Origin of the sequence: Hafnia alvei, from assembly GCF_964063325.1 — a bacterium.
In the GTDB taxonomy this organism is placed as follows: domain Bacteria; phylum Pseudomonadota; class Gammaproteobacteria; order Enterobacterales; family Enterobacteriaceae; genus Hafnia; species Hafnia alvei_B.
Map to the genome: position 1 here is coordinate 4493210 of NZ_OZ061315.1, position 19483 is coordinate 4512692.

Here is a 19483-nt window from a genome sequence, read left to right on the forward strand (position 1 = left end):
TCCTTTTGTTTATCCAACGTGCTTATCTCGACTTATTTATATCGGCAACGACGAAGAATCATCAGTGATGAGGCTCTTTGTCTTTCTTCTTATGACCCGATTTTGTCTCAGACGATGTAAGAGGGTCTGACTCAGGCATCAATAACAACGCGCGGATACGCAGCCCACCACGTTCGCTGGTGCCGATATCCAAGCTACCAGAGTGGCCATCGATAATACGTTGCAGGATCGCCAGTCCCAGCCCGGTTCCGCTGGTTGTTCGAGCACTTTCACCCCGGACAAAAGGTTGGAAAAGATGCGCTAACTGTTCAGGAGCGATACCTGGACCGTCATCTTCCACTTGGAACCATGCCCTTTTATCTTCGATGCCGCTGCTAACTTTGATCCAACCGTTACCGTAACGAGTGGCGTTAACCACCATATTCACCGCGGCGCGCTTAATCGACAGAGGATGTACATCAACCAGTAGTTCGCCCTCGGCAAGATCGGTGTCGATCACCCTTTCATAACCACTCTCAGCGGCCACGACTTCGGCTAAAATACCGTTCAGATCGCAAACTTCGGTTTGCATCTCCTGCCCAGTGCGCAGGTAGTCAATAAACTGCTCAATAATGGCGTTACACTCTTCGGTATCTTTGTTAATCGACTCCGCCAGATAGCCATCTTCGCTGCTCATCATCTCTGTCGCTAAACGAATGCGCGTAAGCGGCGTACGTAGATCGTGGCTCACGCCCGCCATCAGCAGGGTACGATCGTCGGCAAGCTGCTTAACCCCTGCCGCCATTTGGTTAAATGCCCGCGTCACGGAGCGAACTTCAGACGCACCATATTCACGCAGCGGCGGGGGTATATGCCCTTTCCCCACCTGAATAGCGGCATGCTCCAGTTCCACCAAGGGTCGGTTCTGAATACGAATAAACAGCCACGCACCGCCAATCGCCAGCAGCATAATTGCCAGGGTATATCTGAACAACGGAGAGAAGTCGCCCTGATGGATTTCCGTCAGCGGAACGCGTACCCAGATATCAGGTGATAACCATGTTTTGAGCCACACCACCGGTGTGTTCTTACTTATTTCAACGCGAACATCAGTTGGGCCGCCCAACTGCTGTGCCATCTGCTGGCTGAGGAATTGATAGTGTTGCGCCCAGCGCAGGCCACTCTCCTCCGCCGCAGAATTGGTGTACAGAGAAATGCCCAGCTCACGATAAATTTCGCGCCGAAACGCCGGAGGAACCTCCAGCTGTGTACCATCCTCAAGCTGTAGCTTGTCCGTCATCAACATACGGACTTCATACGCCAACACCTTATTGAATTGCTGTAGGCTGGGCAGAATCGCAAAATTCAGCACCACCAAATAGGTTGTCACCAAACTGACAAACAGTAAGGTGACAATCAGCAACAACGTGCGGGCAAACGAGCTACGCGGCGAGAAGCGCAGTCGCCTCATGCTTTACTGCCGTCCGGCACAAAGACGTAGCCCAAACCCCAAACGGTTTGGATATAGCGAGGGTGTGCAGGATCTTCTTCAACCATGCGGCGCAAACGTGAGATTTGCACGTCAATAGAACGCTCCATCGCGCTGTATTCACGGCCACGCGCCAGATTCATCAGCTTGTCGCGCGACAGTGGCTCACGTGGATGGCTAACTAACGCTTTGAGTACCGCAAATTCACCGCTGGTTAATGGCATAGGCTCATCTTCACGGAACATTTCACGCGTACCAAGGTTCAGTTTGAACTTGCCGAAGGAGATCACCGCATCTTCTTGTGATGGCGCACCCGGCAGTTCATTTGCCTGACGGCGCAACACCGCACGAATACGAGCCAACAGCTCACGCGGGTTAAACGGTTTAGGAATATAGTCGTCGGCGCCAATTTCCAGCCCAACGATACGGTCGACCTCTTCACCTTTTGCCGTCACCATAATGATCGGCATTGGGTTGCTTTGGCTGCGTAGACGGCGGCAGATAGATAAACCATCTTCGCCCGGTAGCATTAAATCCAGCACCATCAGGTGGAAAGATTCACGGGTTAGCAAGCGATCCATTTGCTCGGCGTTGGCGACACTGCGCACCTGAAAACCCTGTTCGGTCAGGTAACGCTCTAACAACGCACGTAGGCGCATGTCGTCATCAACAACTAAAATCTTGTAGTTCTCTTGCATGGTGTACTCCCAAAGGCGCCAAAGGCAGTATGCCCGACACGCTGAGCCAAAATAATTAAAGCGATCTTTTTAAGGATCCCTATTGTTCAGAAACTGTGGCAATTGAGACAGCAGATAATGGTTTATATTCTAGTCTAAATTGTTACAAAGGTTATTTATCTTATGCTTACGGGCAGTTATTACACTTTTTATCGCAAAAATGCGATCAAATCAGCATCGCAAGATGAAGCTTCTCCCCGCGAATTGTAATCTTACGGCTCGTGATATAACGTTCCATCCCCGCATCATGCAGGCAGAAATGAATACCTCAACTTCTTTTTCATGTGTTTTACAGGGCAGCAAAGAATGAAAACGCAACTGATTACACGCGGCGGCTACGAAAAGCTCAAGCAAGAGCTAGATTATTTGTGGCGCGAAGAGCGCCCTGAAGTGACGAAGAAAGTGACATGGGCAGCCAGCCTCGGTGACCGCAGCGAAAACGCAGACTATCAATATAACAAAAAGCGCCTACGCGAAATCGACCGTCGAGTCCGCTATCTAACCAAATGCCTTGAACAGCTGCGTATCGTTGATTATTCACCGCAGCAAGATGGGAAGGTGTTCTTCGGCGCATGGGTAGAGGTCGAAAATGATGAAGGCGTTATCAAGCGTTTTCGCATCGTGGGCTACGATGAAATTTTCGGCCAAAAAGACTATATCTCTATCGACTCACCGATGGCGCGCGCGTTGCTAAAAAAAGAGGTTGGCGATGCGGTTACCGTAACCACGCCACTAGGTGAAGCAGTGTGGTACATCAATGAGATTGAATATCCGAAAGCATAATTCGGTATTATCCGAGCGCTGAGCGGCCCCTTGAGCTGGCATGTTTATGCATCAAAAAGTATATACTTGCCCATAATTTTTAAACTTACGGACATACTGATTCTATGAATGATTCATTGAGCCGCATTATTGCGAGTGAACTGCAAGCGCGACCAGAGCAGGTTGATTCAGCCATTCGCCTCTTGGACGAAGGGAATACCGTTCCCTTTATTGCTCGCTATCGTAAAGAAGTCACCGGCGGTTTAGATGATACCCAGCTACGCCAGTTAGAAACCCGTTTGGGGTATCTGCGCGAGCTGGAAGAACGTCGAGCTACCATTCTGAAATCTATCGACGATCAGGGCAAACTGACCGAACAGCTTGCCAGTGCCATTAACGGCACTATGAGCAAAACCGAGCTGGAAGATTTATATCTTCCCTACAAACCTAAACGCCGCACTCGTGGGCAAATTGCGATTGAAGCAGGCCTTGAGCCGCTGGCCGATTCGCTGTGGCAAGACCCACAGCAAGATCCTGAAACGCTGGCCGCCAGCTATGTTGATGCCGATAAAGGCGTTGCCGACACCAAAGCCGCGCTCGATGGCGCTCGCTATATTCTGATGGAGCGTTTCTCTGAGGATGCCGCGCTGCTGGCTAAAGTGCGTAACTATCTCTGGAAAAATGCTCATCTGGTTGCCAAAGTGGTCGAAGGCAAAGAGGACGAAGGTGCGAAATTCCGTGACTACTTCGACCATCACGAGCCGATTGCTAATGTGCCTTCCCACCGCGCACTGGCGATGTTCCGCGGCCGTAATGAAGGTGTTTTACAACTCTCCCTAAACGCCGATCCTCAGTTTGAGCAAGCCCCGCGTGAAAGCTATTGCGAACAAATCATTATCGACCATTTAGGTTTACGTCTAAACGATGCACCGGCTGATGCCTGGCGCAAAGCGGTTGTGAACTGGACTTGGCGTATCAAAGTGTTGCTGCACCTTGAAACCGAGCTAATGGGCACCTTGCGTGAACGTGCTGAAGATGAAGCGATTAACGTTTTTGCACGCAACATGCACGATTTACTTATGGCTGCGCCGGCAGGTATGCGAGCAACCATGGGCCTCGATCCTGGTCTACGTACCGGCGTTAAAGTCGCCGTGGTTGACGGCACGGGGAAACTCGTCGCAACCGATACCATTTATCCACACACCGGGCAGGCCGCAAAGGCCGCCGCCTCAGTAGCAGCGCTGTGTATCAAACACAACGTGGAACTGGTGGCGATTGGTAATGGCACCGCATCTCGTGAAACTGAGCGCTTCTATTTAGATGTTCAGCGCCAGTTCCCCGAAGTTAAAGGCCAAAAAGTTATCGTCAGCGAAGCTGGCGCTTCCGTTTATTCAGCGTCAGAGCTCGCGGCACTAGAATTCCCCGATTTGGATGTGTCGATTCGCGGAGCGGTATCTATCGCACGCCGTCTGCAAGATCCACTGGCTGAACTGGTGAAGATCGATCCAAAATCAATCGGGGTCGGCCAGTATCAGCACGACGTGAGCCAAACTCAACTGGCACGAAAACTTGATGCCGTCGTCGAAGACTGCGTGAACGCCGTTGGTGTCGATCTCAACACCGCCTCGGTTCCGCTGCTGGCTCGCGTTGCAGGGCTCACACGTTTGATGGCGCAAAATATCGTCGGATGGCGTGACGAAAATGGTCGATTCAGCAATCGTGAGCAGCTGTTAAAAGTCAGCCGCTTAGGCCCTAAAGCGTTCGAGCAGTGTGCTGGCTTCCTGCGTATTAACCACGGCGATAATCCGCTGGATGCATCAACCGTTCACCCAGAAGCCTATCCTATCGTTGAGCGTATTTTGGCAGCCACACGCCAAAGCCTACAGGAATTGATGGGCAATCCAACGGAGCTGCGCGGCCTGAAAGCCAGCGAATTTACCGATGAGCGTTTTGGTATGCCAACGGTCACCGATATCATCAAGGAGCTGGAAAAACCCGGACGCGACCCACGCCCTGAGTTCAAAACTGCGACCTTTGCCGACGGCGTTGAAACCATGAACGACCTGCAACTGGGAATGATTCTGGAAGGCTCTGTCACCAACGTCACTAACTTTGGTGCCTTCGTTGATATCGGCGTTCACCAAGATGGCTTGGTGCATATTTCTTCACTGGCGGATAAATTTGTCGATGACCCGCATAAAGTCGTGAAAGCTGGCGACATCGTTAAAGTCAAAGTGATGGAAGTCGACCTGCAGCGCAAACGTATCGCGTTGACGATGCGTTTGGACGAGCAACCGGGCGAAAGTGGTTCTCGTCGTAGCAGCACAGAACGAACACCCGATCGCCAACGTCCGGTGAATAATCAGGCTCGCCCTGCGAGAAATGACAAAAAACCAGACAGCGGTAATAACAGCGCAATGGGCGACGCACTCGCCGCGGCCTTTGGCAAAATAAAACGCTAATCGCGCGATAAGCCAATCTCCTTTCCCTCGCCAATACCGCGAGGGAAAGTGAGATACATCACAATTTACAAATCTAAATGAGTATTCATTGCAATTACACACGCAAAGCCCAAATGCATATGTGTATGCATTGAAAATAAATAGTTAATGGATTTATTTTTACAGCGTAATTTTTAACACCTTTAATATTTCGAAACTCAGTTTTATTAACGCACAAATATTTCCGCTACGCAGTCAAACCGCCGTTGTTAATTATCAAACCGCCGCTTACCCCTACATTTGCTATTGATTCCATCAAATATATTGAATATATGGTCTGGATACCGTCTTATTTAAAACGCATAAATCATGAAAATAAGAACAAATCCTTAACCGTTTTAACCAATGATTCTCATTTGCGATAGCTGAAAAATAGTGCTAAAACGGCATAATAAGGACCGAATCATAGTTGAAACGCCGAGAGAACTGGAAACACACTTCAGTATGAACTCGGCGGTTTTTGTTCTGTGATTACAATAATAATTCTCAATATTATTATTTTACGCATTCTCCGTTGCCAACTTGCATCACCTATCTAGAATGCACGGCGCTATCGCCAAGGATAAAGATAATCCGGTTCTCCTGTCTGACCTATAAGCTTCAGACCCGAGTGTTTCCTCGTAGCAAATTACCGAATGTAAGAAGGTTTTTTATGCATCAGCTTCTTCCGGGCCACCAATATAAAATCATTGGCTTCTCGCCTTTAATTAGCCCTGCCTATCGTCAGAAATTACTTTCTCTGGGTTTTTTGCCTGGTTCTCCATTTAGCGTGGTACGTATTGCACCGTTAGGCGATCCCATTGAGGTGAAGTCTCGTCGCGTGAGCCTTGTGCTGCGCAAGAAAGATCTGGAGCTATTGATGATTGAGCCAATCGCTCAGGCAGACGCCAGTCAGGCTAACGTCGTAATCTCACAGATCACCGCCAACGGCGCATAAACAAACGGCTCGCTTTGCTGCTGACCTTTTACCAGCAGCCATTTTTAGGGATGGCGACAATACGGCCTGCGGCCCTGTCGTCGACTGCAAACTCTTCTTATACAATGTTGGATTATGAAACAGCTCACCATCGGGTTAATCGGTAACCCCAACTCGGGAAAAACCACGTTATTCAACCAGCTTACAGGCGCTCGGCAGCGCGTAGGTAACTGGGCTGGCGTCACCGTGGAGCGTAAGGAAGGTCATTTTTCTACTCAGGAAAATCAGGTCAAACTTGTAGACCTACCCGGCACCTACTCCCTGACCACGATTTCTGAGCAAACGTCGTTGGACGAGCAAATCGCTTGCCACTATATCCTGAGCGGCGACGCTGATTTAATTATCAACGTGGTTGATGCATCCAATCTAGAGCGCAACCTCTATCTGACTTTGCAACTGCTTGAGCTGGGTATTCCGTGCATCATCGCACTGAACATGCTGGATATTGCTCGCAGCCAGAAAATTGATATTGATATCGATGCGCTGTCCAAGCGCCTTGGTTGCCCTGTCATTCCTTTAGTATCGACGCGTGCCAACGGTATTGCTGAGCTGAAAAAAGCCATTGATTTACCTCCAACCTGCGCCGTTGAAGCATTGGTTGAATACCCACCGCTGCTGTTGGGTCAGGTCGATCGCCTGTCTCAGGCCATGCCGGATACGCTTGCCGTTCAGCAACGCCGCTGGTTAGCGCTGCAGCTGCTCGAAGGGGATATCTATAGCTCCACTCGCGCCAGCAATGCGTTGAAAATCCTGCCTGAAGTTCAGGAAACGCTCAAACGCACCCTCAATGAAGATCCAGCGCTTATCATTGCTGACTCACGCTATAAAAGCATCACCGACATCTGTGACTCTGTGAGCAACACGGCCACTGCACTACCGAATATTTTGACGGAAAAACTGGACCGCATCATTCTTAACCGCTGGTTGGGAATACCTATTTTTCTACTGGTGATGTATGTGATGTTCGTTTTGGCCATCAACATCGGTGGCGCACTTCAGCCGCTGTTTGATGTGGGTTCATCAACCATCTTTATTCAGGGTTTGCAATGGGTTGGCTACACCCTGCACTTCCCAGAATGGCTCACCATTTTCCTTGCTCAAGGGATCGGTGGCGGTATCAACACCGTGCTGCCGCTAGTGCCACAAATCGGCATGATGTACCTGTTCCTCTCCTTCCTTGAGGATTCCGGTTACATGGCGCGCGCCGCCTTCGTGGTTGACCGCATGATGCAGGCATTAGGTTTACCAGGTAAATCATTCGTTCCTTTAATCGTTGGCTTTGGCTGCAACGTGCCTTCCGTTATGGGTGCACGTACTTTGGACGCACCTCGTGAACGTTTAATCACCGTATTGATGGCGCCGTTCATGTCCTGCGGCGCACGCTTGGCCATCTTTGCCGTCTTCTCTGCCGCGTTCTTTGGCCAAGGCGGCGCACTGGTCGTCTTCTCGCTATACATGCTCGGCATTGTGATGGCGATCCTGACCGGGCTGATGCTCAAACACACAATCATGCGTGGCGAAGCCTCTCCGTTCGTGATGGAACTGCCGGTTTATCACGTACCACACCTGAAAAGCCTGCTATTGCAAACTTGGCAACGCCTGAAAGGCTTCGTGATGCGCGCTGGTAAAGTCATCATCATCGTCAGTATCTTCATTGGCGCACTCAACAGCTTCTCCTTTAGCGGCAAAGCCGTTGATAGCATCAACGACTCGGCGCTAGCGTCAGTGAGTAAAGTGATAACGCCGTTGCTGAAACCAATTGGCGTGCATAGCGACAACTGGCAGGCCACCGTCGGTTTAGTGACCGGTGCGATGGCGAAAGAAGTGGTCGTGGGGACGTTGAATACCCTGTATACCGCTGAGCAAATCCATGAAGAAGAGTTTGACCCTGCTGCATACAGTTTGATTGGTGGGCTTGAAGGTGCCGTTGGTGAAACTTGGCAGAGCCTGAAAGACACCTTCAGCCTGAGCGTGTTTGCTAACCCAATTGAAGCCAGCAAAGGCGACGGCGAAATGGGATCTGGCTCAATGGGTGTGATGGGCAGCAAATTCGGCAGCGCCAGCGCCGCCTATGCTTATCTGATCTTCGTGTTGCTGTATGTGCCTTGCGTATCGGTAATGGGTGCGATTGCGCGTGAAAGCAGCCGTGGCTGGATGACCTTCTCCATTCTGTGGGGTCTCAACGTCGCCTACTCGCTGGCAGCCGTGTTCTATCAGGTGGCTAATTTCGCCTCTCATCCACAGTACAGCTCAATCACAATTGCTGCGGTGGTGATATTCAATGCGCTGGTGTTAGTTGCACTACGCCGCTCACGCGACCGTGTGACCGTACGCCTAGTCAATGATCCCGCCAGTAAATGCTGCTGCGACACCGGCAAAGGCAGCTGCCACTAGTGGCAGCCACGCATCATTGAGCGAAGAGGACGAGATATGGCAAGCCTGTTAAAAGTACGCGATACGGTGGCCTTACATGGCCGTATCGAACTCAACCAGCTCTGCCGCGAAGTCAACGGTTCGCCCGCCATGGTGCTAGCGATGCTGCAACGCTTAGAGCAAATGGGCTGTGTGGAAAAGGTCGAGGATATCGACAACGGCTGTGTCAGCGGCAGCTGCAAAGGCTGCCCTGAAACCAGTAAGAACTGTGAGACGGTGGTGTATAAGGTGAAAAATGTTCACTGAATGTCTATGAGTTCGTGGTGTAAGGTTTCGTTTGCCTATTCTTTATGTGATCACGATGTAAGGTTTCGGTCGCCTATTCTTTATGTGATCACGATGTAAGGTTTCGGTCGCCTATCAACAACGGCATTCATATACAAAATAAGTCGAAGGCGTCCGATGAGGGGCGCCAGCGCGCGCCCCTTCAATCCTCGCGCTTTTTATCCGTGACGCCATCTCCGCGCCGGGTCGGCATGCGCCATCCCTGGCGCCTCCTCCCCTCGTAGAAACATCCTGTTTCTACTGCTCTATCTACCAAAACTTAAACAATTAAAAGAAAAATAGAGAAATAAAATAAAAAGATAAGAAGGCAAAAATGTCTTTTGTCCTTTGTCTTTTTTATGTTGAAAGAATGCATTTTAGAGCCGCCAGCAGGGATGCTGGTGGCAGGTTGAGGGCGTACAGGATGTACGCTCCGAGACCGGTCGGACAAACGGCTCGGTAAAAAGCGCGAGAGTCGAGAGGTTGCGCGCTGGCAACCTCTCGTCGGACGCCTACGCCAGCGGTTTCATAGGTCATATTTGCTAATGGGCGGACGAAAACCTTCACCGCTCTAATAAAGGCACCCGAAATTTTCACCGAAACCTAAATAATTACCTTAATAAACTCTTCCACTACCCCACAAAACTCCCCCGGATGTGACACAAACGGCGCATGCGCCGATTTCTGAATAACAACAGATTCACTATTAGGGCAAGATTCATCAAGCAATTCAGCAACCTTACGCGGTACCAATCCATCCAAATAGCCATAAATACGCAGCAACGGCATTTTCAAGCCAGCAATTTGCTCGCGTAAATCCACGGAGCGCAGAATATCTAGTCCACCGTTTAACACCTCCACAGAAGGCATCGGCTGAGTCAGTACTACGTCTTTTAAAATTCGAGCATCCTGCCGAGCACTCTCAGTACCTAAGGTTTGTAAGGCTAAAAAACGTTCTACGGTACGTTTGAAATCTTCACTCAGTTGGCGCTGAAAACCACTTAATACTTCACTTTTTATACCCGGCCACTCCCCGTGAGCGGTGAAACATGGCGATGACGATACGGTCACCAGCGCGGCAATACGTTCTGGGTAACGCAGCGCAATATCACTAGCGACCAAGCCACCCATTGACCAACCGAGCCAAACCGCATTGTCAGGCGCCTGCTGCACCACGATATCGCTCATTTGCTCTAGCGTTAAAGCACCAAAACCTTGGCTGCGCCCATAGCCCGGTAGGTCGACGAGATGCACACGAAACTGCGTGCTCAATCGCGGCAAAATGCAACGCCACACCTCTGCGTTCAGCCCCCATCCGTGCAACAACACAAGATCGCGATCGCCTTCGCCGCAGGTATGCCAATAAAGCTTATTCATCAGTTATTGTCCGTCTGTTTAGTATCATCTCAGGAGGAGAAATATGTTTAACATCAGCGCTCACTGCTGGATTTGCCAGCTACCGCTCGTTATTCCTACACAAGGAATTTGTAGCTTTTGCTCTGCGGCCTGCCTGCGAAAGCCTCGAGTTTGCCCCTGCTGTGGTCTGCCCAGCGAGCACACCACGCATGCCTGTAGCCGCTGCATACAAAAAAAGCCCTACTGGCAGCAGCTTATATTTGTTAGTGATTATCAGCCGCCGCTCAGCCAGTTAGTGCATCGTCTAAAATATCAGGGCAAATGGCAAATCGCATCGGCACTCTCACGGCTGATGCTGTTGAGTTATCTGTACGCACGTCGTACTCGGCATCTGCCAAAACCAGATCTTATCACCGTGATCCCTTTGCATCATCAACGCCAGTGGCGACGAGGATTCAACCAAAGCGACCGCTTAGCTCGCCCTTTAGCCCGATGGCTACAGTGCGCCTATTTCCCCGATATCATTAAACGCACGCGGAAAACCAAGCCACAGCAGAGCCTCAATGCGATCCAGCGGCGACGTAATTTACGCAACGCATTCAGCTGCCAACAGAATCTAAGCGGAAAACATGTTTTAGTGGTCGATGACGTACTCACCACCGGTAGCACGATTGGAGAAGTTAGCCGCCTTCTCCTCGCCCAAGGCGCTAAATCCATACAAGTTGTATGCCTTTGTAGAACCTTGTGAGCACTTTGCAATCGGCGTATTATAACCAACCAGATAAGTCAACTATTGAGCAAATGCCATGATCCGTATTACCGAAGCTGCCCAAGAGCACTTTGCCAAGCTGCTGGCAAACCAAGAAGCAGGCACCCAAATCCGTGTTTTCGTTATCAATCCAGGCACTCCAACCGCTGAATGCGGCGTGTCTTATTGCCCACCGGATGCGGTAGAAGCGAACGATACCAAGCTCGATTTTGAGAAATTATCGGCCTATGTTGACGACGTGAGTGCGCCGTATCTGGAAGACGCGGAAATCGATTTTGTAACCGACCAGTTGGGCTCTCAGCTAACGCTGAAAGCGCCAAATGCCAAAATGCGCAAAGTGGATGACGATGCACCGTTGATCGAACGCGTTGAGTACGTGCTGCAATCGCAGATCAACCCACAGCTGGCTGGCCACGGCGGCAAAGTGACGCTGATGGAAATTACCGAAGAAGGTATTGCGATTCTGCAATTCGGTGGCGGTTGTAACGGTTGTTCTATGGTCGATTACACGCTGAAAGAAGGCATCGAAAAAGAACTGCTGCAGAAATTCCCTGAACTCAAGGGCGTGCGCGATCTCACTGAACACGAGCGCGGCGAGCACTCTTACTACTAATATTGCCGGTAATATTGCGGCGATTAATACTAAAGCCCTGCTCTCTTTACGAAGAAGCAGGGCTTTTAAAATAGGGTATGACTTAAACCAAAATCACCTCAACGCCCTGCACTTTCAGTTGCTCAATCACTTTCTCATCGGCGTCTTTGCCAGTAATCACAATATCAATCTGCTCCGCGCGACTAAACAGCATACCAGCACGCTGACCGACTTTGCTGCTGTCGACTAACACCACCAGTTTGCCCACGTAGTTCAACATTTTCTGCTCGGCCATCGCCGTTAGCATATCGGTTTTATATAGGCCTTCGGCAGTCAGCCCCTTGCCGCTAGTAAACATCCAATGTCCCGCATAAAGAGAAGACTCCCCCTCCTGTGGTGCCAGAGTAATCGCCTGACTACGGTTATATTGGCCGCCCATAATGACAACGCTATCGTGCTCCTGCTCAATCAAAAAATTGGCCAACGGCAGATAGTTAGTGATCACCTGAGTGTCTTTACCACAGATTTCACGCCCCAGCGTGAAAGCTGTCGACCCACAGTTAATAACGATACTTTCGCCCGGCTGAACCAGCTGTGAAGCCGCACGCGCAATGCGCACCTTTTCCTCATGATTCTGTGCCTGATGAATGTTCATCGGCGTCCAAGCCACACGATTTTGACTCACCGCTTCTGCGCCGTTGCGCACTTTCTTTAACTTTCCACTGTCGCCGAGCTTATTAATGTCACGACGTGCCGTTGCAGGAGAAACCTGAAGACGATCAATCACCTGCTCGACGGTAACAAACCCCGTTTGCTGCAGCATTTCCAGTAAAGTCTGATGTCTTTGCGATTCAGTCATGATTAATTCCAGCGCATAAATGATTATTTGATGATTATATTTGAAAACGATCAAAAATAACACGCTTAAAAATACAAAAGCCGAGCATATTGCCCGGCCTTGTTTACATATAATTTATTGATAATTATAAGAATGATTTAAACGGCAGGTCCGGTTCAATGGTGAAGCAATCATCAAACCCACGTGGATAATGGTACTCAAAATTATCCTTATCCAACGGATAGGTAAATTTGCCACCTACCTGCCAGATAAACGGTTTAAAGCCATATTTTAAGCGGTCTTTCTTCATCTCCCACAGCACGCGAATCTCTTGTGGATCGGCTTGGAAGTTTGACCAGATATCATGGTGGAAAGGAATAACCACCTGAGTTTTTAGCGACTCAGCCATGCGTAAAATATCTGAGCTGGTCATCTTGTCAGTAATACCTCGCGGATTTTCTCCATACGATCCTAATGCCACGTCAATTTTATGCTCATTACCATGTTTGGCATAGTAGTTAGAATAATGAGAATCTCCGCTGTGATACAGATTACCGCCAGGCGTTTTAAACAGATAGTTTACAGCGCGTTTATCCATACCATCTGGCAAGACACCCGCCGCTTTTTCATTCGCTGGCAGCGTAATTAGCGCAGTACGGTCAAAGGCATCAAGCGCATGAATCTCGATATCTTTAATTTTCACAACGTCGCCGGGCTTCATAACGATACAGCGTTCACGTGGCACGCCCCAGCCAATCCATAAATCCACACAGGTCTGCGGGCCAATAAACGGCACGCTGCTATCGCAGTTTTGCATTACCGCCGCGGCAACGTTAACGTCAATGTGGTCGTTATGATCGTGTGTAGAAAGCACCGCGTCAATCTGGCGAATCGCAAAAGGATCTAGCACGAATGGCGTAGTACGCAGGTTAGGCTGCAGTTTTTTCACCCCAGCCATGCGCTGCATTTGATGGCCGTCTTTCATCAATGGGTTGCCGTGGCTCTGCTTTCCAGTACCACACCAAAAATCGACGCAGATATTGGCGCCACCTTCAGATTTCAGCCAAATCCCCGTACAGCCTAGCCACCACATAGCAAAAGTCCCAGGCGCAACGTTCTCTTGTTCGATTTCTTCGTTTAACCAAGAACCCCACTCAGGGAAAGTGCTCAAGATCCAAGACTCACGGCTGATGCTTTCAATCTTACTCATGTAATGCCCCTCATAATATTCACGTCTGCGATAAGTAAATGGAGTTACTCTCGCGCTAATTAATCAATATAAATCACTAAAAGATTAAATATGATTCTTTGTGAGAAATCTAGCACGATTAACGCACTCTATAAAAGCTAATTTTCTATGATACCGTTCACAAAAAAACCATCACCCAAAGCAATCACAAATGAAGGAATCAACCGCATGAATAGATAATATTATGTTTTAAATGGTAAAAATAAATATCATTTTACCTTTCCTCTTTTGTTTTATATCCACACAATTCAAGTTGAGATACAAATCACAAATAATCAAATTAAATCTTTAAGTGATTCTTTGTGATTGCTAGAGTGATTTTGTACAAAACAGAACCTGTCTGTGACACAAGAAAGAAAAACACGGCAGGAATAAAAGCCAAAAGCCGAGCGGAGTGCTTTATGGAAACCCTCTACAACATCTTCACTATATTTTTTAATCAGGTCATGACCAATGCCCCACTACTACTGGGCATCGTGACATGTTTGGGATATTTGCTGTTACGCAAGAGTGCAACTGTCATTATCAAAGGCACCATAAAAACCATCATTGGTTTCATGCTGCTGCAGGCCGGTTCGGGGATCCTGACGGGCACATTTAAACCCGTTGTAGCCAAATTATCCGAAGTTTATGGCATCAACGGTGCTATTTCAGACACTTATGCAGCAATGATGGCGACCGTTGAACGCATGGGGGATGCTTATAGCTGGGTCGGCTATGCCGTTCTTCTCGCTCTGGCACTTAACATTCTCTACGTACTTTTCCGTCGTGTGACCGGCATCCGCACCATTATGCTAACTGGCCACATCATGTTTCAGCAGGCGGGTCTTATTGCCGTATTCTTCTATATTTTTGGCTACCCAATGTGGACGACCATCGTCTGCACCGCAATTCTGGTTTCTCTCTATTGGGGTATCACCTCCAATATGATGTTCAAACCCACGCAGGATGTTACCGAGGGATGTGGGTTTTCAATCGGCCACCAGCAACAGTTTGCCGCATGGATAGCCTGTAAAATCGCACCTTATCTGGGAAAGAAAGAAGAGAGTGTTGAAGATTTAAAACTTCCAGGCTGGCTCAACATCTTCCACGACAATATTGTCTCCACCGCCATCGTTATGACGATTTTCTTCGGCGCGATCCTCTGTTCCTTTGGGATTGATACCGTACAAAAAATGGCGGGTAAAACCCACTGGACGATTTATATCCTACAAACTGGCTTCCAATTTGCCGTTGCCATTTTCATCATCATCCAAGGCGTTCGTATGTTCGTTGCCGAACTGTCTGAAGCCTTTAACGGGATTTCTCAGCGCCTGATCCCCGGCGCCGTACTGGCAATCGACTGTGCGGCCATCTACAGCTTCGCGCCTAACGCCGTAGTTTGGGGATTCATGTGGGGTACCATCGGACAACTCATCGCCGTGGGTGTTTTGGTTGGGCTCGGTTCTTCAATCATGATCATTCCGGGATTCATTCCGATGTTCTTCTCAAACGCAACCATCGGCGTATTTGCTAACCACTATGGTGGCTGGCGAGCAGCGCTGAAAATCTGCCTGCTGATGGGCATGATTGAAATCTTTGGCTGCGTATGGGCGATAAAACTCACTGGGCTTAGCGCATGGATGGGAATGGCTGACTGGTCAATTCTGGCACCACCGATTATGCAAGGATTCACCCTTGGTCTGTGGTTTATGGGCGTCATTATCGTTATTGCACTGATTTATATGTTCTTCGCTGGCCGCACTCTGCGAGCCGAAGAAGACGCCGAAAAAATAGCACTCAACGAATCTTCTACAAATTAATTAACTGGAGCACAAATCATGACAGTACGAATCCTCGCGGTATGCGGTTGTGGGCAAGGCAGTTCCATGATTATGAAAATGAAAGTTGACCAGTTTCTGACGCAGCAAAATATCGACCACAGCGTTAACAGCTGCGCCGTTGGCGAATATAAATCTGAGCTCAGCGGTGCTGACATCATTATTGCATCCACCCATGTCGCCGATGAAATTACCGTTACGGGCAACAAATATGTGGTTGGCGTACGCAACATGCTTTCTGCCGCCGACTTCGGTCCCAAGCTGATGGATGTGATTAAAGCGCACTTCCCTAAAGATATTAAGTAATAGGAGCGGATATGAAACTGCGCGATTCACTGGCACAAAACCACTCCATTCGTTTGCAGGCCGAAGCAAACACTTGGCAGGAAGCGGTAAAAATCGGTGTCGATCTGTTGGTTCAGGCTGACGTCGTCGAGCCCCGTTACTATCAAGCCATTTTGGATGGCGTTGAGCGCTTTGGGCCCTATTTCGTTCTCTGCCCCGGCTTAGCGATGCCGCATGGCAGACCGGAAGAGGGCGTGAAGAAAACAGGATTCTCGCTAGTCACGCTAAAAACGCCGCTTTCGTTTAATCATGAAGATAACGATCCCGTCGATATCCTGATCACCATGGCTGCCGTTGATGCCAACACTCACCAAGAGGTGGGGATCATGCAGATCGTTAACCTATTCGAAGACGAAGCAAACTTTGATCGTCTACGTGCGTGCCGCACCGAGCAGGATGTTTTAGATCTGATCGATCAAACCAACGCCGCCCAGGCCTAACACTTACCTTCCGTCCCTAGCCCTCCCCTGTATTGGGGAGGGAATGCAAAGTACCAATTTGCTCCTCCCTCATAATGGGAGGCTGGGGAGGATCATGCCAAAAACTGACTTTTGGAGTAGAAAAATGTCCCATTCTTTGCCAATGCTGCAAGTTGCTTTAGATAACCAAACCCTAGACGACGCGTACAAAACCACCCGCCTGATTGCCGAAGAAGTCGATATTATCGAAGTCGGCACAATTCTTTGCGTCGGTGAAGGTGTACGCGCCGTTCGCGACCTGAAAGCGCTCTATCCGCACAAAATCGTACTGGCCGATGCCAAAATCGCCGACGCAGGAAAAATCCTCTCGCGCATGTGCTTTGAAGCCAACGCGGATTGGGTCACCGTTATTTGCTGCGCCGACATCAACACCGCCAAAGGCGCACTCGACACAGCGAAAGAATTCAACGGCGACGTGCAAATTGAACTAACCGGTTTTTGGACATGGGAACAAGCCGCAGAGTGGCGTACAGCCGGCATCCAACAGGTGGTTTATCACCGTAGCCGTGATGCGCAGGCTGCAGGCGTTGCATGGAGCGAAGCTGATATCTCCGCTATCCGCCGTCTCGCAGATATGGGCTTTAAAGTCACCGTCACTGGCGGATTGGCGTTAGAAGATTTGCCGCTGTTTAAAGGCATCCCAATTCACGTATTTATCGCAGGCCGTAGCATCCGCGATGCTGCAAGCCCAGTTGAAGCGGCTCGCCAATTCAAACGTTCTATCGCCCAGCTGTGGGGCTAAGGTAAATGTCATGCTCCAGAAAGCCGTTCCTCTCGGAATTTACGAAAAAGCGCTCCCTGCGGGAGAAGACTGGCTGCCTCGATTGCAGTTGGCAGCCGAGCTCGGTTTCGATTTCGTCGAAATGTCAGTCGATGAAAGCGATACACGTCTGGCACGGCTTGACTGGAGTCGTGAACAGCGTTTAGCACTGGTGAATGCCATTGCCCAAACCGGCGTGCGCGTACCCTCGATGTGCCTAAGCGCGCATCGCCGTTTCCCTTTGGGTTCTGAAGACGACAACGTTCGTGCTGAAGGACTAGAAATCATGCGTAAAGCCATTCGCTTCGCGCAAGACGTTGGTATTCGCGTCATCCAACTCGCGGGCTACGACGTTTACTATCAAGAAGCCAACAACGCGACCCGCGAACGCTTTCGCGACGGATTAAAACAGTCGGTCGAGATGGCCAGCCGCGCTCAGGTCACGTTGGCGATGGAAATCATGGACTATCCGCTGATGAATTCAATCAGCAAAGCTATGGGCTATGCCCATTACCTGAATAACCCTTGGTTCCAGCTCTACCCAGACATCGGCAATCTCTCCGCGTGGGATAACGATGTGCAAATGGAACTACAGGCCGGTAGTGGTCACATTGTGGCAGTTCATGTCAAAGATACGCAGCCGGGCGTATTTAAAAACGTGCCATTTGGTAGCGGCGTCGTGGATTTTGAGCGCTGTTTTACCACCCTTAAAGAAACCGGGTATTGCGGCCCTTACCTGATTGAAATGTGGAGTGAAACGGCTGCCGATCCGGTCAAAGAAGTCAAAGCCGCACGTGACTGGGTGAAACAGCGTATGGCCAATGCGGGGCTTATGGTGGAGGAGACTATCTAATGCAACAGCTCAAACAACAGGTTTTTGATGCCAATATGGCACTCCCTCACTATGGTCTGGTCACGTTCACGTGGGGCAACGTCAGCGCGATCGATCTCGAGCGCGGCTTGGTGGTTATCAAGCCGAGCGGTGTACCCTACGAAACCATGCAAGCTGAAGATATGGTGGTGGTCGATCTTCAGGGTAATATTGTCGAAGGTCGCTATCGTCCCTCCTCCGATACGCCTACACACCTTGAACTCTACCGCCGCTACCCACACCTCGGCGGCATTGTGCACACCCATTCAACTCACGCCACCGCGTGGGCGCAGGCGGGGCTCTCCATCCCCGCACTCGGCACCACCCATGCAGACTATTTCTTTGGTGATATTCCCTGCACTCGCGCCCTAACCGCCGCTGAAGTGGCCGGGGAATACGAGCTCAACACCGGCAAAGTGATTGTAGAAACGCTGGGTGATTCCAATCCGCTGCATACGCCTGGGATAGTGGTGTATCAGCATGGGCCGTTCTCATGGGGTAAAGATGCCACAGACGCAGTACATAACGCAGTCGTGATGGAAGAAGTGGCAAAAATGGCGTGGATCGCCTGTGGTATTAACCCACAGCTGCGCCACATTGACGGATATCTGATGGATAAACATTTCAGCCGTAAACATGGCCCGAATGCTTATTACGGACAGAAGTAATTCTTTGATATCTAAGGAAGGCCACCATGGCAGTTAGCGCGTTATTTGTACAAACCAATCCGACACGTCGCCGCTATGGCGTGGCCGCTCTGGTCGGTTTAGCCGCAGGGATTATGTCGGCGTTTGTGAAATGGGGGGCTGAAGTTCCCCTGCCGCCGCGAACCATTACCGATGGCCGCGCTGAGTTTAATCCGCCTTACCTGTTTTTACGTGATTATCTTGGCATCGACCCAACCACCACGGTTTATACGTTCTCTGAACATATTATTAATCCGGTGATGGTGACTCACATTATCTTCTCATTGGTGTTTGCCATCGGCTATTGCATCGTGGCAGAGCGTTTTCCAAAAGTAAAAATGTGGCAAGGGATAATGGCAGGGATTATTTCAACCATTGCTGTTCACGGTATTAGTTTCCCATTGCTGGGGCTCACGCCGCCGCTGTCACAGCTGCCCGCTGACGAATATATCTCTGAAATATTGGGACATCTCTTTTGGTTCTGGTCGATTGAGCTGATTCGCCGCGATCTGCGTAACCGAATTACCCATGAGCCAGATGCAGAAGTGCCTATCACGGCCATGAGCCGGTAAGCCTA

General features: G+C 49.8%; 19 protein-coding genes. 14 read left to right on the forward strand and 5 right to left on the reverse strand.

All coding sequences use genetic code 11. From position 1 onward, the window contains the following. Positions 1-61 precede the first annotated feature (61 nt). Both envZ and ompR read right to left on the reverse strand, forming a co-directional pair. Entirely contained in the window at positions 62-1450 is a 1389-nt protein-coding gene (gene envZ, locus AB3Y96_RS20935) for a two-component system sensor histidine kinase EnvZ (RefSeq protein ID WP_072309416.1), read from the reverse strand. Beyond that, positions 1447-2166: a two-component system response regulator OmpR gene (ompR, locus tag AB3Y96_RS20940; protein WP_004091002.1), complete on the reverse strand. Its 720-nt coding sequence runs from the start codon at positions 2164-2166 to the stop codon at positions 1447-1449. The genes envZ and ompR overlap by 4 nt, the downstream gene beginning before the upstream one ends. Before the next feature lie 345 nt (positions 2167-2511). On the opposite strand from ompR, the gene greB reads away from it, so the two are divergent. The 5 genes from greB to AB3Y96_RS20965 all read left to right on the forward strand — a co-directional run bounded on the left by greB (position 2512) and on the right by AB3Y96_RS20965 (position 9123). Further along, entirely contained in the window at positions 2512-2988 is a 477-nt protein-coding gene (gene greB / locus AB3Y96_RS20945) for a transcription elongation factor GreB (RefSeq protein ID WP_072309415.1), read from the forward strand. Between the two features lie 104 nt (positions 2989-3092). Then, positions 3093-5429 (forward strand): Tex family protein, encoded by a 2337-nt coding sequence (locus tag AB3Y96_RS20950; protein WP_367300131.1) that lies wholly within the window; start codon positions 3093-3095, stop codon positions 5427-5429. Positions 5430-6120: 691 nt separating this feature from the next. Next, positions 6121-6405, forward strand: a complete 285-nt coding sequence (gene feoA / locus AB3Y96_RS20955; protein ID WP_072309413.1) for a ferrous iron transporter A — start codon at positions 6121-6123, stop codon at positions 6403-6405. Positions 6406-6519: 114 nt separating this feature from the next. Next, positions 6520-8838, forward strand: a complete 2319-nt coding sequence (gene feoB / locus AB3Y96_RS20960; RefSeq protein ID WP_072309412.1) for a Fe(2+) transporter permease subunit FeoB — start codon at positions 6520-6522, stop codon at positions 8836-8838. Positions 8839-8874: 36 nt separating this feature from the next. Next, the gene (locus AB3Y96_RS20965) at positions 8875-9123 is read left to right on the forward strand and encodes a FeoC-like transcriptional regulator (protein ID WP_072309411.1); all 249 of its coding nucleotides are present in this window, start codon (positions 8875-8877) and stop codon (positions 9121-9123) included. Positions 9124-9744: 621 nt separating this feature from the next. Here the strand turns inward: AB3Y96_RS20965 and bioH are convergent. Next, a complete protein-coding gene (gene bioH, locus AB3Y96_RS20970; protein ID WP_367300132.1) occupies positions 9745-10518 on the reverse strand; it encodes a pimeloyl-ACP methyl ester esterase BioH in 774 nt (257 codons plus the stop codon). Between the two features lie 43 nt (positions 10519-10561). Between bioH and gntX the strand changes: the two genes are divergently transcribed. After that, complete coding sequence (gene gntX / locus AB3Y96_RS20975) at positions 10562-11245, forward strand: DNA utilization protein GntX (protein WP_072309409.1); 684 nt, start codon at positions 10562-10564, stop codon at positions 11243-11245. A 58-nt stretch (positions 11246-11303) separates the two neighbouring features. Beyond that, positions 11304-11879 carry a Fe-S biogenesis protein NfuA gene (gene nfuA / locus AB3Y96_RS20980; protein WP_025799326.1) on the forward strand — a complete coding sequence of 192 codons (576 nt, stop codon included), beginning with the start codon at positions 11304-11306 and terminating at the stop codon, positions 11877-11879. Between the two features lie 82 nt (positions 11880-11961). On the opposite strand, the gene ulaR is transcribed toward nfuA, so the two are convergent. Together ulaR and ulaG are read right to left on the reverse strand one after the other, a co-directional pair. Next, entirely contained in the window at positions 11962-12717 is a 756-nt protein-coding gene (ulaR, locus tag AB3Y96_RS20985; protein WP_072309407.1) for an HTH-type transcriptional regulator UlaR, read from the reverse strand. A gap of 124 nt (positions 12718-12841) precedes the next feature. Beyond that, complete coding sequence (gene ulaG / locus AB3Y96_RS20990) at positions 12842-13906, reverse strand: L-ascorbate 6-phosphate lactonase (protein WP_072309406.1); 1065 nt, start codon at positions 13904-13906, stop codon at positions 12842-12844. A gap of 440 nt (positions 13907-14346) precedes the next feature. On the opposite strand from ulaG, the gene ulaA reads away from it, so the two are divergent. From ulaA to AB3Y96_RS21025, 7 genes are all read left to right on the forward strand, one after another. After that, on the forward strand, positions 14347-15747 hold the full coding sequence (gene ulaA, locus AB3Y96_RS20995) for a PTS ascorbate transporter subunit IIC (protein WP_072309405.1): 1401 nt from the start codon (positions 14347-14349) through the stop codon (positions 15745-15747). Between the two features lie 18 nt (positions 15748-15765). Next, on the forward strand, positions 15766-16071 hold the full coding sequence (gene ulaB, locus AB3Y96_RS21000; protein WP_040047020.1) for a PTS ascorbate transporter subunit IIB: 306 nt from the start codon (positions 15766-15768) through the stop codon (positions 16069-16071). 11 nt (positions 16072-16082) lie between these two features. After that, positions 16083-16550, forward strand: a complete 468-nt coding sequence (ulaC, locus tag AB3Y96_RS21005; RefSeq protein ID WP_025799335.1) for a PTS ascorbate transporter subunit IIA — start codon at positions 16083-16085, stop codon at positions 16548-16550. 124 nt (positions 16551-16674) lie between these two features. Further along, positions 16675-17331 carry a 3-keto-L-gulonate-6-phosphate decarboxylase UlaD gene (locus tag AB3Y96_RS21010; protein WP_096388616.1) on the forward strand — a complete coding sequence of 219 codons (657 nt, stop codon included), beginning with the start codon at positions 16675-16677 and terminating at the stop codon, positions 17329-17331. A gap of 10 nt (positions 17332-17341) precedes the next feature. After that, on the forward strand, positions 17342-18202 hold the full coding sequence (locus AB3Y96_RS21015; protein ID WP_367300133.1) for an L-ribulose-5-phosphate 3-epimerase: 861 nt from the start codon (positions 17342-17344) through the stop codon (positions 18200-18202). Beyond that, positions 18202-18888 carry an L-ribulose-5-phosphate 4-epimerase gene (locus AB3Y96_RS21020; RefSeq protein ID WP_367300134.1) on the forward strand — a complete coding sequence of 229 codons (687 nt, stop codon included), beginning with the start codon at positions 18202-18204 and terminating at the stop codon, positions 18886-18888. Before AB3Y96_RS21015 ends, AB3Y96_RS21020 begins: the two co-directional genes overlap by 1 nt. A gap of 26 nt (positions 18889-18914) precedes the next feature. After that, the gene (locus tag AB3Y96_RS21025; RefSeq protein ID WP_072309402.1) at positions 18915-19478 is read left to right on the forward strand and encodes a DUF1440 domain-containing protein; all 564 of its coding nucleotides are present in this window, start codon (positions 18915-18917) and stop codon (positions 19476-19478) included. Positions 19479-19483: the final 5 nt, after the last annotated feature.

Coding starts and splice junctions, on each gene's coding strand:
- envZ (WP_072309416.1), bottom strand. CDS start 1,450: ATGAGGCGACTGCGCTTCTCGCCGCGTAGCTCGTTTGCCCGCACGTTG.
- ompR (WP_004091002.1), bottom strand. CDS start 2,166: ATGCAAGAGAACTACAAGATTTTAGTTGTTGATGACGACATGCGCCTA.
- greB (WP_072309415.1), top strand. CDS start 2,512: ATGAAAACGCAACTGATTACACGCGGCGGCTACGAAAAGCTCAAGCAA.
- AB3Y96_RS20950 (WP_367300131.1), top strand. CDS start 3,093: ATGAATGATTCATTGAGCCGCATTATTGCGAGTGAACTGCAAGCGCGA.
- feoA (WP_072309413.1), top strand. CDS start 6,121: ATGCATCAGCTTCTTCCGGGCCACCAATATAAAATCATTGGCTTCTCG.
- feoB (WP_072309412.1), top strand. CDS start 6,520: ATGAAACAGCTCACCATCGGGTTAATCGGTAACCCCAACTCGGGAAAA.
- AB3Y96_RS20965 (WP_072309411.1), top strand. CDS start 8,875: ATGGCAAGCCTGTTAAAAGTACGCGATACGGTGGCCTTACATGGCCGT.
- bioH (WP_367300132.1), bottom strand. CDS start 10,518: ATGAATAAGCTTTATTGGCATACCTGCGGCGAAGGCGATCGCGATCTT.
- gntX (WP_072309409.1), top strand. CDS start 10,562: ATGTTTAACATCAGCGCTCACTGCTGGATTTGCCAGCTACCGCTCGTT.
- nfuA (WP_025799326.1), top strand. CDS start 11,304: ATGATCCGTATTACCGAAGCTGCCCAAGAGCACTTTGCCAAGCTGCTG.
- ulaR (WP_072309407.1), bottom strand. CDS start 12,717: ATGACTGAATCGCAAAGACATCAGACTTTACTGGAAATGCTGCAGCAA.
- ulaG (WP_072309406.1), bottom strand. CDS start 13,906: ATGAGTAAGATTGAAAGCATCAGCCGTGAGTCTTGGATCTTGAGCACT.
- ulaA (WP_072309405.1), top strand. CDS start 14,347: ATGGAAACCCTCTACAACATCTTCACTATATTTTTTAATCAGGTCATG.
- ulaB (WP_040047020.1), top strand. CDS start 15,766: ATGACAGTACGAATCCTCGCGGTATGCGGTTGTGGGCAAGGCAGTTCC.
- ulaC (WP_025799335.1), top strand. CDS start 16,083: ATGAAACTGCGCGATTCACTGGCACAAAACCACTCCATTCGTTTGCAG.
- AB3Y96_RS21010 (WP_096388616.1), top strand. CDS start 16,675: ATGTCCCATTCTTTGCCAATGCTGCAAGTTGCTTTAGATAACCAAACC.
- AB3Y96_RS21015 (WP_367300133.1), top strand. CDS start 17,342: ATGCTCCAGAAAGCCGTTCCTCTCGGAATTTACGAAAAAGCGCTCCCT.
- AB3Y96_RS21020 (WP_367300134.1), top strand. CDS start 18,202: ATGCAACAGCTCAAACAACAGGTTTTTGATGCCAATATGGCACTCCCT.
- AB3Y96_RS21025 (WP_072309402.1), top strand. CDS start 18,915: ATGGCAGTTAGCGCGTTATTTGTACAAACCAATCCGACACGTCGCCGC.